Source organism: Micromonospora sp. NPDC000316, from assembly GCF_042898885.1.
In the GTDB taxonomy this organism is placed as follows: domain Bacteria; phylum Actinomycetota; class Actinomycetes; order Mycobacteriales; family Micromonosporaceae; genus Micromonospora.
The window spans coordinates 22,664-35,511 of the sequence record NZ_JBIAZG010000003.1; the positions used below are offsets into that span (position 1 = coordinate 22,664).

Below are 12,848 nucleotides of genomic sequence, written 5' to 3' on the forward strand. Positions count from 1 at the left end.
GGGCCGCGGACCTCCGGGTCCCGGCCCGCTTCGCTTTTTTCGAAGTGCGGGGTCGACCCTCGCTGGAAGGATTGACGCCGTGGCGACGTTCGTTGACCGGGTCGTCCTGCATCTGCAGGCCGGCGATGGCGGGCACGGGTGTGTCTCGATCCACCGCGAGAAGTTCAAGCCGTTCGGGGGGCCGGACGGCGGCAACGGCGGGCATGGCGGCAGCGTGTCGCTTGTTGTCGACCCGCAGGTGACCACGCTGCTGGACTTCCACTTCCACCCGCACGTCAAGGCCGACAACGGCAAGGGCGGCGCCGGGTCGAACCGGGACGGGGCCAACGGCCGCAACCTGGTGCTCAAGGTGCCCAACGGCACAGTGGTGCAGACCACCGACGGCACCGTGCTCGCCGACATGGTCGGCTCCGGCACCACCTTCGAGGTGGCCCGCGGCGGGCGCGGTGGGCGGGGCAACGCCTCGCTTGCCAACGCCAAGCGCAAGGCTCCGGGCTTCGCCGAGTTGGGGGAGCCCGGCGACCAGTTGGACATCGTGCTGGAGCTCAAGAGCGTCGCCGACGTGGGTCTGGTGGGCTTCCCGTCGGCCGGCAAGTCGTCGCTGATCTCGGTGATCTCCGCCGCGAAGCCGAAGATCGCCGACTACCCGTTCACCACTCTCGTGCCCAACCTCGGTGTGGTCCGGATGGACAACCACACCTTCACCGTCGCCGACGTGCCGGGTCTGATCCCCGGCGCGGCCACCGGCAAGGGGCTGGGCCTGGAGTTCCTGCGACACATCGAGCGCTGCGCGGTGCTGGTGCACGTCATCGACTCGGCGACCCTGGAGCCCGGCCGTGACCCGGTCGCCGACATCGACGCCATCGAGGCCGAACTGAGCCAGTACGGCGGGCTTACCGACCGGCCGCGGCTGGTGGCGGTCAACAAGGTCGACGTGCCGGACGGCCGGGACCTGGCCGAGATCGTGCGCCCCGACCTGGAGGAGCGCGGCTACCGGGTGTTCGAGGTCTCCGCGGCCACCCGCGAAGGGCTCAAGGAGCTGACGTACGCGATGGCCGAACTTGTCGACGCGGAGCGTAAGGCCGCGCCGCCGGCCGAGCCCACCCGGATCGTCATCCGACCCATGGCCGTGGACGACGACGGCTTCACCATCACTGCCGAGACGGACGGCTCCTTCACCGTCCGGGGCGTCCGGCCGGAGCGGTGGGTCAAGCAGACGAACTTCGACAACGACGAGGCAGTCGGCTACCTGGCCGATCGGCTGGCCCGGCTCGGTGTCGAGGACAAGCTGGCAAGGGCCGGCGCCAAGCCCGGTGACCTGGTGCGGATCGGCGAGCGGGAGTTCGACTGGCAGCCGACGCTCCACGCCGGCGTGGAGTTCGTGCCCGGCAACCGGGGCACCGACATCCGGCTGGAGGAGAAGTCGAACCGGGCCTCGGCGGCGGAGCGGCTCGCCGCGCGCAAGGCCCGCCGGGTGCGTTCGGCGGACGAGGTGGGCGCGGACACCTCCGACGACGACGACTTCGACGACGACTTCGACGACGACATTGACGACGACACCGAGTAGCCCGTTGCGCTCCGTGACCGGGTTGACTGCTGGAAACCTCCGCGAAATCCACCCGGCCTAACGTCGGATGATGCTGATCGAGTCGCGGCCCGCCACCGATCCCGAGATCGCCACCCTGGTCATCGCCCAGCAGCGTGAGCTGCGTGTGGCCGACGGCGGGCTGGACGGGCAGGTCACCATCACCCACGACGACATCCGCTACCTGGCGGTGGTAGCGAACGGCCAGGCGGTCGCGTGCGGCGGCCTCCAGCCGCTCGACGCCACCACCGGCGAGATCAAGCGGATGTACGTCCGTCCGGCGCACCGGGGGCGGGGGATCGCCCGCCAGTTGCTCGCCGCGCTGGAGGAGTTGGCGTTCCGGCAGGGCCACTCGGTGGTTTGCCTCGAGACGGGCACCTACCTGCCCGCGGCCCTCGGGTTGTACGCCTCGTGCGGGTACGACCGGATCCCGGTGTACGGCGAGTACGTGGGTAACCCGTACAGCGTCTGCTTTGCCAAGCGGTTGCCGGTTGCGGCCTGACGGCTAGGCCGGTTGCGGCCTGACGGTTTTGCCTGTCGCGGCCTGACGGCGGTGGTCAGGCGGCTCCGGTCTCGGCGTGCGCCACGGTGACCGGCTTCGACTCGGGCGAGGCGTGCTGGCGCAGGACGATGCTCAGCAGGATCAGGGCGCCGACCGCCAGGAACTCGCTCTGCCAGTTCTGCATCGACTGGAACCAGAAGTCGCTGGTGCCGAGGAAGTCCCACACCCCGATCGGTGGTGCCCCGCTCTGCAACGCCTGCTCCTGGTTGTAGGCGGCCGTGCCGCCGAGCAGGTGGCCGACGAACGAACCGGCGAAGATCAGCAGCAGTGCGATGGACAGGCTGTTGCGGTAGACCACCAGCGGCAGGCCGCCGACGCGCGCCGGCCAGGGTGACTGCGGGGTGGCCCGACGCTCGTCGTCCTCGGGCCGGTCGGTCTGGTCCACAGGCTTCGACTCGGCCGAGCCGCGCTGCACGAGATGCGCCGTGAGCAGGACGTACCCGCCCATCTGCAGGAACTCCGACTCCCAGTTCTCGAAGACCGCCTCGGCGAAGTGCCCGGTGGTCAGGTACGCCGGCCAACTCAACGGCGCGGCACCGAACTCGGTCAGCTCCTCGTTGTGGGTCTGCCACCCGAAGATGCTCTGCAACACCAGGAAGACCAGGAACGCCCCCAGCATGGCGACGGTCAGGGCGTTGTCACGTATCCACCGAGGCATCATCGACCTCCTTGACGGGATCATCGACGCGCTGATACCCATGCCGGTGCGGCCGTGAAACCCGGAACGGGCAGGTCAGGGCCGGTCGAGCGGGGTGTCCAGTCGCCCGCCGGTGCCCACCTGGTTGGACAACAGCAGCCCGAGCGCGACCATGCCGAAGCCGAGCGCGAGGTGCAGCCAGTTGTCGGCGTTGTTCACCGGCAGGATGTTCGCGCCACCCGCCTCGTCGAGCCCCTCGACCACCAGCCCGTACAGCCAGAGGGCGAGGTAGATGGCACCGCCGCCGGCCAGGAAGAGTCGAGCGCCGGCGATGCTGCGGGCCATCACCAGGCCGACCAGCCCGAACAGCAGGTGCACAGCATTGTGCAGGATCGACACCTGGAACAGCCCGAGCAGCTTGGCCTCCGAGTGGTGCCCCGCGAAACGCAACTCGCCGTAGTCGGTGGTGATGCCGGGGATGAAGCCGAGGACACCGATCAGCAGGAAGACCCCGGCCACGGCCAGCGCGGCCACCTGCACCCGGGGCCGCTGCGCGGCAGGTCGGCTACCTCGCGCGTCTCGTGCCATCCCCTGCCCCCTCCGTGGATCTGCCAGCCCCGCGAATCTCGCTGTCCGTAGCGGCGACGTGACGCAGCCCGACGATCCTCCATTTTGAAGTCGATCCGGCCCGCCGCGCAGAGAAATGCGCGAAGAGGTATGGAAGCGAAAACGCAGGGTAGGTGATTTGTCGGCGGCCACGGCGACGCGGCCGCATCCCCCAGCACAACCGCGACGACATTCCGAGCGGAAGGGAAATCATGACTTACGATCTTTCACCCACGTCTTCCACGTACGGGCAGGAGTCGACGAACGGCGGAGGCGTTCGCGAGCAGGCCCGCCAGGTCGGGTCCGAGGCGGCGCACGCCGGTGGGGCGGTCGCCCAGACCGCCAAGGAGCAGGGCACCGAGGTCGGCCGCGAGGCAGCCCGGCAGGCCCGCAACCTCTACGGCGAGGCGCGTACCCAGCTCGCCGGCCAGACCGCCGAGCAGCAGCGGCGCGCCGCTGGCGGGCTGCGCTCGATCGCCGACGAGATGCGCTCGATGGCCGAGCAGGGTGGCCAGGCCGGCCCGGTGAGCGAGCTGACCCGTCAGGCCGCCGACCGGGTGCACGGCGTGGCCGGCTGGCTCGAGGAGCGCGAGCCCGGCGACCTGATCAACGAGGTACGCAACTACGCGCGGCGCAACCCGGGCACCTTCCTGGTCGGCGCGGCGGTCCTCGGCGTGCTCGCCGGCCGTCTCACCCGTGGCATCTCGGCGGGCAGCGACGACACCGGCAACGGTTCCGCCGGCTACCGGGGCGCCGGGGCGTACGACCCGGAGCAGACCGCTGTGATCCCGACGCCGCCGCCGGCACCCCGCGCCGCGCCGAACGCGACCCCGCCGGGTGGCTACCTCGACCCGACTCCCGGCACGTACACCGAGCCGACCTCCGGCGGCTACACCGACCCGACTCCGGGTGGCTACACCGACCCGACTCCGGGCCGGGCCACCGATGACGGTCGAGACGACTACTCGGAGCCGACCAGCACCGGGCAGCCGCTGCCGCCGGTGACCCAGACCGACCCGCTGCCGGGCGTGCCGTCCACCGGTAGCCCTCGCCCGTGAGCCACCGAGTCATCCGAAGGGAGGCGACGGCATGACCATGCCGACGCAGGGGTCCGGACTGGACTCCGGATACCACCCCGACGCGGGTGCCCCGCACACCGCTGCGGAGGTGAAGGGCAGCTCGCTCGGTGACCTGATGCGTCAGGTCACCACCGACCTGTCGACGCTCATGCGCCAGGAGGTCGAGCTGGCAAAGGCCGAGATCCGCCAGGAGGGCAAGAAGGCGGGCAAGGCCGCCGGGCTCTTCGGTGGCGCCGGCTTCGGCGGCTACATGGTGGCGCTCTTCGTGTCCATCGCCGTGTGGCAGTTCCTGGACAACGTCATGGACTCCGGCCTGGCCGCGCTGATCGTGGCCGTCATCTGGGCCGCGGTCGCCGCCGTTCTGTACTCCAAGGCCAAGCAGAACGCCCAGCACGTACGCGGGCTCAGGCAGACCAACGACAGCGTGCAGCAGATCCCCGACGCGCTCAAACCCCACCCGGAGGGAGTCACCCGATGAGCACCGATCCCGACCAGATCCGCCGGGAGATCGAAGCCACCCGCAACAGCCTCAGCTCCGATGTGGACGCGCTGGCGTACAAGGTCAGCCCCAGCCGCATCGTCGACGACCGCAAGCAGCGGGCACGCTCCGCGCTGCAGAATGTGAGGGACAAGGTCATGGGAACCGCAGCTGACCTCGGCCACGGCACCGGCCACGCCGCACACTCGGTGGGCGACCGCGCCTCGTCGGCGGCGTCCAGCGTCAGCGACGCCGCGCACTCGGCGGCCTCGACCGTCAGCGACGCCGCGCACGACGCGCCCCGGGTGATCCGGCAGAAGTCCCAGGGCAACCCGCTTGCCGCCGGGCTCATCGCCTTCGGGGTCGGCTGGCTGGCCTCCTCGCTCATCCCGGCCTCCCGCCGGGAGCAGCAGGCCGCGACGCAGGTCAAGGAGAAGGTCAGCGAGCACAGCGGGGCGGTCAAGGAGAAGCTGAGCGAGGTGGCGAGCGAGCTCAAGGACGAGCTGCGCGAGCCCGCCCAGCACGCCGCCGACTCGGTGCGGACCACGGCACAGGACGCGGTGCAAACGGTCAGGGACGACAGCAGGTCCGCCGCGCACGACGTCAAGGACCACGCCCAGCAGTCCCGCTCCTGACTCCGCTCGATCCTGACAGCTCGCGGTCACCCCGGTGCCCGCGAGCTGTCGCGCGCCCCCACCCTTCTGCCCCCACCCCCGCACCCCGCCCTCGCACCCCGCCCTCGCACCCCGCCCCGCCCTCGCACCGCGCCCCGCCCTCGTCCGCGATCTTGCAGTTTCGGTCTAGCTTTTGTCGGGTTCAAGCATTTTTGTCCCGACAGGAAGTGCAAGATCGCGGGCGCGGGCGCGGGCGCGGGCGCGGGCGCGGGCGCGCGGCGCGAGGCGCGAGCCGCAGGCGCGAGGCGCAGGCGCGAGCGCGAGGGGCCAGGGCGGGGTGCGAGGGGACCAGGGCGGGGCGCCGTTTTAGGTGCGGCGGATGTTGGTGAGGGTTAGGCCGCTGGGTGGGAGGGCGGGCAGTCGGCGTAGATCCAGGGTGAGGTCCTGCGGGGGTACGTCGTAGGTCATGGCGCTGGTCAGGTTGGTGACCGCCCGCTTCATCAGGTCGATGGTGATCCACTCGCCGGCGCAGCGGTGCCCGGTGGAGAAGTCCCCGCCGCCCTGGGGGACCAGCTCGAACGGGTCCACCCGGCGGCCGGCGAACCGTTCCGGTCGGAACAGTTCCGGCTCGGGCCAGAGCGCCGGGTGGTGGTTGGTGCCGTAGAGGTCGAGGAGTACCCGACGGCCCCGGGGGAAGTGGTGGCCCGCCCAGTCGAAGGAGCGCCGGACCCGGGCGACGGCGGACGGGAAGAACGGGTAGTAGCGGCGTACCTCCTGGACGAACTGTTCGGTGGCCCCGTCGTCGCGGACCCGCTGCCGCCAGGCGGGATGGTCGTGCAGGGCGAGCGCGGCGAATGTGATGTACCGGTCCACGGCCACCACCGGTCGCAGAATGTTGAGCAGTTCGACGGCCGCGATCCGGTGGGGGAGCAACGCGCCCCGCGCGTCGCGGTGCTCGGCGATCACGTCCAGCACGCTGCCGGCCGGTGCCGGTTCTGTGCCGACCCGGGCCCGCTCGATGCGGTCGGCGAGCCAACGCTCGGCTCGGCGGCGGGCGAGCAGCCCTCGCCAGTGCCGGGGGCCGACCACCGCCGGACCTTCGATCATGGCGTGCAGGTCGACGGCCCGGCGGTCGACCTGCGACGCGGGCAACGGGACCCCGGCCCAGGCGCAGACCACGCGGGTCAGCAGGCGGCCCACCTCGTCGTAGAGCGTCACCGGTCCGGCGGCCTCCCAGGCGGGGAGCCTGGCCCGCCACTCGTCGTCGAAGAGCTGCCCGAGCTGCCCGATCCGGTCCGGCGTCATGATCGACATGAACATCGCCTTGCGGTCGGAGTGCTCCGCGCCGTCCAGGCCCTGCACGCCACCCCGCCCGGTGAGCGTGCGCTGCACCCGCAGCGGCATCGCGTTGCCCCGCTGGAAGCGCTCGGTGTCGTAGAACAGCGTCGCCGCCGGCCTGCCCCGCAGGCAGATGGTAGGTGTCAGCAGGATCCGGGTCTGGAAGACGTCGCTGCCGTACCGGTCGCAGCGCTCACCGATGAACCGGTAACCGGAGCGCAGGAACGCGAGGGTGCTGTCCGGGCTGCGGTCGACCGGCATGGTCGCCATGGGTGTCTCCCCACGCACTCGTGGCAGCCGTCGACCTCCTGCCGCCCTGGTGCCGTGACTACCCCGGTCGCCGCCGCTGAATCCCGCCGATCGGCGCGCCGGCTGGCCCCTCCCAGGGGCGGCGGAACCTGGTTGGCTGCTGGTGGGGCCGCCGCCTGCCGGCGCCGGACCTGCCGGGCCTGGGGGCCACGACTACGGGGAGGGCGAGATGCGGGAGAACAGGTCGCCGCACTGGCGGCAGCGACGGGCGGCTGGGGCACCGGGCGGGGGCCGCGACGGTCGATCGCTGATCGGGCCGCCGGGTCGGCCCACCCGACCCCACCGGTTCTTCACCGTGCACCTGGGCTTCACAGTGCCCGGCCCGGCCGACGCACGCGAGGTGGCTGTGGCGTACGCGGAGGCGCTGAGCCTGCTCCGCCCGGAGTTGGCACTCGGCGCGGCGGCCCTGTCCCCGGCGGACGCCTGGCACCGTGCCGAACGACTGTTCTGCGGGGCGGTCGGCCCGGACGGTGAGCGCTGCGTCGACGTCGCCGACCATCCCGGCTTCCACCACGCCCCCGGCCCCGGCGGCCTCGGCTGGGGCGACGGCGACAGCGGCGGCGCTGGCGACAGCGATGACTGACAGCGAGCGACGGCGGCGGGCGGCAGCGCCGCCCGCGGCACCCGATCCCGGTCAGTCCAGGTCGAACTCGCCGTCCTGCGCGCCGGCGACGAATGCGTCCCACTCGGCCTGCGTGAAGACGAGCACCGGCCCGTCCGGCTCGGCGGAGTTGCGCATCCCGATCAGGTCGTCGACGAAGGCCACCTCGACCGCACTGTCGGAGGTGTCCCCCTCAGCCCGTTGCCAGACCGCCCGGGAGAGATCGAAATCGCCCTTGGGGTGCTGTGCCATGGTTCTTTCCTCCAGTGCCGAGGGTCGTGTGGTGACCGATTGCCGATCCCCATCGGGCAGGATAAGCGGATGCCGAGCTTGACCCGTGTAGAGGCGACCGCGCGTGGCGCGGCGATTACTGTCGAGACCTATCAGGTGGATCTTGACCTGACCGGCGACGGTGATCTGTTCCGTTCCCGCGTCGAGATCCGGTTCCGGGCGACCCCCGGCACCGCGACCTTCGTCGAGATCAAACCCACCACCCTGCTGGGTGTACGCCTCAACGACCGCGACCTCGACCCGGGCTCGTTGACCGACAACCGGCTCCCGCTCGGCGACCTGGACGCGGAGAACACGCTTGTCGTCGAGGCGGAGATGGCCTACTCCAACACCGGGGAGGGGATGCACCGCTTCGTCGACCCGGCCGACGGCGAGACCTATCTCTACGCCGTGACGTTCCTCGACAACGTGCAGCGCATCTTCGCCGCGTTCGACCAGCCCGACCTGAAGGCGTCGTTCGTGCTCACGGTGACAGCCCCGCCCGCGTGGACGGTCGTCGGCAACGCCGAGGTGGCCGCCAACCCGGCGCCGGGGCGCTGGGAGTTCGCCCCGACCGCGCCGCTTGCCACGTACTTCTTCTCGCTGATCGCCGGGCCCTACCACGTCCGGCGGGCCGAGCACGACGGTGTGCCGCTGGGCATCTACTGCCGCCAGTCGCTCGCCGAGCACCTGGACGCCGACGCCGAGGAGATCTTCACCGTCACCCGGCAGTGTCTGGACCGGTTCCACGAGCTCTTCACCGAGCGCTACCCGTTCGGCAAGTACGACCAGGCGTTCGTGCCGGAGTTCAACGCCGGCGCGATGGAGAACCCGGGCATCGTCACCTTCCGCGACGACTACGTGTTCCGCTCGGCGGTCACCGACACCGAGCGCGAGCAGCGGGCCACCACCATCGCCCACGAGATGGCGCACATGTGGTTCGGTGACCTGGTCACCATGCGCTGGTGGGACGACCTGTGGCTCAACGAGTCCTTCGCGGAATACCTGGGCACCCGGGTCACCGCCGAGGCGACGCGCTTCGACCAGGCGTGGACGACGTTCGCCATGCGCCGCAAGGCCTGGGGGTACGCCGCCGACCAGCGTCCGTCCACCCACCCGGTCGCCCCGGCGGAGGTGGCCGACGCCGACGAGGGCCTGCTCAACTTCGACGGCATCTCGTACGCCAAGGGCGCCAGCGTGCTGCGGCAGTTGGTCGCGTGGCTCGGCGACGAGGCGTTCCTCGCCGGCCTGAACGCGCACTTCGCCGCGCACCGCTTCGGCAACGCCACACTGGCCGACCTGCTGGCCAGCCTCTCCGCCGCCAGCGGCCGGGACCTGTCCGACTGGGCCGAGCGGTGGCTGCGCACCCCGCAGGTCAACACGCTGCGCGCCGAGGTCGCCGTCGACACCGACGGCCGCTACACCGAGGTGGCAGTGGTGCAGACCGCGCCCACGTCGCACCCGGTGCTGCGTCCACACCGCATCGGGGTGGGCCGCTACTCGGTGGACGGCACGGCTGAGCGCGACGAGGTCGACCTCGACCCGGCCGCCGCCGACGGCCGGACGGTGCTCGGCGCGCTTACCGGCGTGCCGGCGGCCCGGCTGCTGCTGCCCAACGACGGCGACCTCACCTTCGCCAAGGTGCGCCTCGACCCGGCGTCGGCGGACGCCGTGCCGCTGGTGCTGCCCAGGCTGGCCGACCCCCTCACACGGGCGGTGCTCTGGGGCGAGGCGTTGGACGCGGCGACCGACGGGGAGCGGCCGGTCGCCGGCCTTGTCGACCTGATGGTCGCCGCGCTGCCCGCCGAGACCGAGGTGATCATCGCGGAGGACGTGCTGACTCTCAGCCGGTCGCTGATCGACCGTTACCTCGACCCGCTGACCCGGTCGGCTGCGCTGGCCCGGGTGGCCGGGGCGTGCCGGCAGTTGCTTGACAGCGCCCCGGCGGGGGAGTCCCTCCAGCTCGCCGCAGCCCGGGCCTGGGTCGCCGCGACCACCGACGCGGATCTGCTCACCGGCTGGCTCGCCGGCCGCGACGTGCCGGCCGGGCTGAAGGCCGACGCCGAGCTGCGCTGGTCGGTGCTGCGTCGACTCGTGGTGCTGCGCGCGGCCGGCGAGGTGGAGATCGCCGCCGAGGCGGCCGCCGACCCGAGCTCAGCGGGTGCCGAGCGGGCCGCCCGTTGCCGGGCCGCCCTGCCGGACCCATCCGCGAAGCAGGCAGCCTGGGACGTCATCGTGGGGGACACCGAGTTGTCCAACCGGCTGCTGGAGGCGACGGCCGAGGGGTTCTGGCAGCCCGAGCAGGCCGAGCTGACCGCCGCGTACGTCGAGCGGTACTTCGCGGAGATGCCGGCCGCCGCCCGTCGACGTACCCCGTGGACGGCCGACCGGGTGGCGAAGCTGGCCTTCCCCCACTACGCCGTGGCGCAGCCGACCCGGGAGGCGACCGCGGCGCTTCTGGCCCGCGACGACCTGACCCCGGGTCTGCGTCGGGTTGTCACCGACGCCGACGACGACCTGCGTCGCGCGCTTGTCGCCCGGACGGCGGTGGCCGCCGGGGCGGCCTGAGCCGAGTCGGGCGCAGGTGGCGGGCCGCGTCGGCTGCGGGGCGGCGTCGGCCGTGTCGGGCGCGGGGTGGCCCGTGGGTCCCCCCGCGCCCGACAGCTCAGCGCAGTGCCGGGTCCGCCGTGACCGGGGCGTCCCAGTCGATGACGTAGCGCTGCTCGTGGGCGACGGTCTTCTCCGGGTCCATGGCGGTGCGCGTCAGCAGCGGCATCAGCAGCGGCATCAGCGCCCGGGCGAACGGCCCCGGCGCTTTGGCCTGGTTGATGCGGGCGGCGCGGGCGGCGACCTTCTCGACCCGGGCGCGGCGCAGCCGCACGAACGCGGCAAGTGCCGACTCCACGTCCGGCAGGTCGCGCAGGCAGCGGGCGAGCTGCACGCCGCTCTCGATGGCCAGCGACGCTCCCTGCCCGGAGCTGTTCGACGGCGCGTGCGCCGCGTCGCCGACCAGCACCATCCGCCCTCGGTGCCAGTGCGGCACCGGCGGCATGATCTGCATCGCCCCGACCACCTGGAGTTCGTCGGCGTTGCTGGTAGCCGTCAACTGCCGCCCCGGGTCGTCGTCGCCGTAGCTTTCGCGCAGTGTGTCCAGCCACTGCGCCGCTGGCACCGCGCGGGCCTCGACGAGGCTCAGCGGTCGCTGGTACGGCAGGTTGGCCCCCCACCGGGTGCCGCCGCCGGGCTCCGGCCAGTACAGGTAGTAGCCGCGTCGGCCGAACGCGAACGTCATCGTGCCGGGTTGGACGTCCACCTCGTGTCGGGCGACCGCCTCGAAGCCGAGCAGGCCGGTGAACCGGGGGCCGGGCGCGGCCGTGTCGATGAGGCCCCGGACCGTGGACCGGATGCCGTCGGCGCCGACGAGGAGGTCGGCGGTGGCGGTGCTGCCGTCCTCGAATCGGGCGGTCACAGCGCTGTCGGTCTGGTCGGCGTGGACCAGCCGCTTGCCGTACGCGAAGGAGACGCCCTCGGTGACCGCGCGGTCGTGCAGGACGCGGTACAGCTCGGCCCGGTGCACCACGCGCAGGGGCGGCACTCCGGCCAGTGTGGGCAGGTCGATGCGTCGACGGCCGACGGCCATCGCGCTGCGCTCGATCGGGGTGGCGATCGCCGTCACCGCCTCGTCCGCGCCGATCGTGCGCAGCGCCGCCACGCCGTTGGGCGCGAGCGCGAGGGTGCCTCCGATGCCGCCGGCCTCACTGGCGGTGGCGGGGTACGCCTCGTAAACGGTTGCGGTGATGCCGGCGCGGCGTAGCGCGAGTGCCGTCACCGGTCCGGCGATGCCGCCGCCGATGACGATAGCGGTTCGTACGGTGGTCATGGTCTCTCCCTGAGGTTCGTCGGTGCGTGCGCGTGCGAACCGACCTGGGAGGGAACCCGGTTATCCTCGTGGTTGCCGCTTCGGGCCGGGTGCCTCAACAGGTGTCGGTTCGAGGTAGGGCTCCGGCGGGGTGTTGGCGCACCCCGCCGGGGCCGTCTTTTCAGTAGGTGGTGTCGCGGCTGGTCCTCTCCGCCAGCTCGGTCAACTCCGCCGGCATCTCGCCGGTCTCGTGGAAGGTCCGCCAGGTGTCCAGGCCCGGGTAGGTGCCCGAGGTCAACTCGCCAAGCAGGGCCCGCAGCCAGGTCGCCTCGGCGGCTCGCATGGCCAGGTCGTACTCCGACTCGACGAGGAACAGTCGGGGGATGTCCCGAAGGTGCGCGTCGAGCGTGGCGCGGTCCTGGCGGATCGCGCCCTCCAGCAGTTCGAGTCGTTGGCGCAGCAGGTCGGTGGCCTCGTCGGGGTGCAGGGCGGCGAGCACGGAGAGGCCGGCGCGGAAACGGGGATGCTCCGGCACCGGTGTGGAGACCAGCTCACGGGCCCAGTCGACAAGCTCTGCCCGCCCGGCTTCGGTGATCCGGTAGACGGTGCGTTCTGGACGTCGGCTGTCGCGGACGCTCTCCACGGCCTCGATCAACTGGTGTTTGTCCAGGTTGCGAACCACCGTGTAGAAGGAGCCCCACTTGAACTCCATGTCCTGGTCCTTGCCCCAGGCGCGCAGTGTGGTGGCGATCTCGTAGGGGTGCATCGGCCGCTGGACCAGGGCGGACAGCACAGCCAGCGCCAGCAGGTTGCCGACCTTGCGCCGCTTCGGCACGACGCGCCTCCTGTCCTCGTATCCGATTGCTCGTAGGCGAGTATATGCCGGCGAGTGGTGGTGCTGCACACGGCC

Annotated in this window: 13 protein-coding genes; 7 read left to right on the forward strand and 6 right to left on the reverse strand. The window is 71.9% G+C overall.

Annotation, left to right across the window (positions count from 1 at the left end; genetic code table 11):
- The first annotated feature begins 79 nt into the window (after positions 1-79).
- Together obgE and ACFY2Q_RS08295 are read left to right on the forward strand one after the other, a co-directional pair.
- Positions 80-1,567, forward strand: a complete 1,488-nt coding sequence (gene obgE / locus ACFY2Q_RS08290) for a GTPase ObgE (protein WP_387128506.1) — start codon at positions 80-82, stop codon at positions 1,565-1,567.
- Positions 1,568-1,637: 70 nt separating this feature from the next.
- Entirely contained in the window at positions 1,638-2,087 is a 450-nt protein-coding gene (locus tag ACFY2Q_RS08295) for a GNAT family N-acetyltransferase (RefSeq protein ID WP_387128507.1), read from the forward strand.
- A 55-nt stretch (positions 2,088-2,142) separates the two neighbouring features.
- On the opposite strand, the gene ACFY2Q_RS08300 is transcribed toward ACFY2Q_RS08295, so the two are convergent.
- The gene (locus tag ACFY2Q_RS08300) at positions 2,143-2,805 is read right to left on the reverse strand and encodes a DUF6766 family protein (protein ID WP_387128508.1); all 663 of its coding nucleotides are present in this window, start codon (positions 2,803-2,805) and stop codon (positions 2,143-2,145) included.
- A gap of 75 nt (positions 2,806-2,880) precedes the next feature.
- Entirely contained in the window at positions 2,881-3,372 is a 492-nt protein-coding gene (locus ACFY2Q_RS08305) for a DUF4383 domain-containing protein (RefSeq protein ID WP_387128509.1), read from the reverse strand.
- A 230-nt stretch (positions 3,373-3,602) separates the two neighbouring features.
- Here ACFY2Q_RS08305 and ACFY2Q_RS08310 point away from each other — a divergent pair, with 230 nt between their 5' ends.
- From ACFY2Q_RS08310 to ACFY2Q_RS08320, 3 genes are read left to right on the forward strand one after another with little or no spacing between them, the layout of a single operon-like run.
- Positions 3,603-4,448, forward strand: a complete 846-nt coding sequence (locus ACFY2Q_RS08310) for a hypothetical protein (protein WP_387128510.1) — start codon at positions 3,603-3,605, stop codon at positions 4,446-4,448.
- A gap of 31 nt (positions 4,449-4,479) precedes the next feature.
- A complete protein-coding gene (locus ACFY2Q_RS08315; protein WP_387128511.1) occupies positions 4,480-4,947 on the forward strand; it encodes a phage holin family protein in 468 nt (155 codons plus the stop codon).
- Complete coding sequence (locus tag ACFY2Q_RS08320; protein ID WP_387128512.1) at positions 4,944-5,582, forward strand: DUF3618 domain-containing protein; 639 nt, start codon at positions 4,944-4,946, stop codon at positions 5,580-5,582. The genes ACFY2Q_RS08315 and ACFY2Q_RS08320 overlap by 4 nt, the downstream gene beginning before the upstream one ends.
- Positions 5,583-5,927: 345 nt before the next feature.
- Here the strand turns inward: ACFY2Q_RS08320 and ACFY2Q_RS08325 are convergent, their stop codons facing one another.
- Positions 5,928-7,169: a cytochrome P450 gene (locus tag ACFY2Q_RS08325; RefSeq protein ID WP_387128513.1), complete on the reverse strand. Its 1,242-nt coding sequence runs from the start codon at positions 7,167-7,169 to the stop codon at positions 5,928-5,930.
- 208 nt (positions 7,170-7,377) lie between these two features.
- Between ACFY2Q_RS08325 and ACFY2Q_RS08330 the strand changes: the two genes are divergently transcribed.
- Complete coding sequence (locus tag ACFY2Q_RS08330; RefSeq protein WP_387128514.1) at positions 7,378-7,791, forward strand: hypothetical protein; 414 nt, start codon at positions 7,378-7,380, stop codon at positions 7,789-7,791.
- A 51-nt stretch (positions 7,792-7,842) separates the two neighbouring features.
- Here ACFY2Q_RS08330 and ACFY2Q_RS08335 read toward each other — a convergent pair whose 3' ends face one another.
- Entirely contained in the window at positions 7,843-8,061 is a 219-nt protein-coding gene (locus tag ACFY2Q_RS08335; protein ID WP_030336536.1) for a DUF397 domain-containing protein, read from the reverse strand.
- Between the two features lie 69 nt (positions 8,062-8,130).
- Here ACFY2Q_RS08335 and pepN point away from each other — a divergent pair, with 69 nt between their 5' ends.
- Positions 8,131-10,647 (forward strand): aminopeptidase N, encoded by a 2,517-nt coding sequence (gene pepN / locus ACFY2Q_RS08340; protein WP_387128515.1) that lies wholly within the window; start codon positions 8,131-8,133, stop codon positions 10,645-10,647.
- Between the two features lie 97 nt (positions 10,648-10,744).
- On the opposite strand, the gene ACFY2Q_RS08345 is transcribed toward pepN, so the two are convergent.
- Together ACFY2Q_RS08345 and ACFY2Q_RS08350 are read right to left on the reverse strand one after the other, a co-directional pair.
- A complete protein-coding gene (locus ACFY2Q_RS08345; protein ID WP_387128516.1) occupies positions 10,745-11,959 on the reverse strand; it encodes an FAD-dependent monooxygenase in 1,215 nt (404 codons plus the stop codon).
- A 160-nt stretch (positions 11,960-12,119) separates the two neighbouring features.
- Positions 12,120-12,773 carry a PadR family transcriptional regulator gene (locus tag ACFY2Q_RS08350; RefSeq protein ID WP_387128517.1) on the reverse strand — a complete coding sequence of 218 codons (654 nt, stop codon included), beginning with the start codon at positions 12,771-12,773 and terminating at the stop codon, positions 12,120-12,122.
- Between the last annotated feature and the right edge of the window lie 75 nt (positions 12,774-12,848).

Bases quoted from the DNA above. Each gene is read 5' to 3' on its own strand.
- ACFY2Q_RS08295 (WP_387128507.1), top strand. From the start codon at position 1,638: ATGCTGATCGAGTCGCGGCCCGCCACCGATCCCGAGATCGCCACCCTG.
- ACFY2Q_RS08300 (WP_387128508.1), bottom strand. From the start codon at position 2,805: ATGCCTCGGTGGATACGTGACAACGCCCTGACCGTCGCCATGCTGGGG.
- ACFY2Q_RS08305 (WP_387128509.1), bottom strand. From the start codon at position 3,372: ATGGCACGAGACGCGCGAGGTAGCCGACCTGCCGCGCAGCGGCCCCGG.
- ACFY2Q_RS08310 (WP_387128510.1), top strand. From the start codon at position 3,603: ATGACTTACGATCTTTCACCCACGTCTTCCACGTACGGGCAGGAGTCG.
- ACFY2Q_RS08315 (WP_387128511.1), top strand. From the start codon at position 4,480: ATGACCATGCCGACGCAGGGGTCCGGACTGGACTCCGGATACCACCCC.
- ACFY2Q_RS08320 (WP_387128512.1), top strand. From the start codon at position 4,944: ATGAGCACCGATCCCGACCAGATCCGCCGGGAGATCGAAGCCACCCGC.
- ACFY2Q_RS08325 (WP_387128513.1), bottom strand. From the start codon at position 7,169: ATGGCGACCATGCCGGTCGACCGCAGCCCGGACAGCACCCTCGCGTTC.
- ACFY2Q_RS08330 (WP_387128514.1), top strand. From the start codon at position 7,378: ATGCGGGAGAACAGGTCGCCGCACTGGCGGCAGCGACGGGCGGCTGGG.
- ACFY2Q_RS08335 (WP_030336536.1), bottom strand. From the start codon at position 8,061: ATGGCACAGCACCCCAAGGGCGATTTCGATCTCTCCCGGGCGGTCTGG.
- pepN (WP_387128515.1), top strand. From the start codon at position 8,131: ATGCCGAGCTTGACCCGTGTAGAGGCGACCGCGCGTGGCGCGGCGATT.
- ACFY2Q_RS08345 (WP_387128516.1), bottom strand. From the start codon at position 11,959: ATGACCACCGTACGAACCGCTATCGTCATCGGCGGCGGCATCGCCGGA.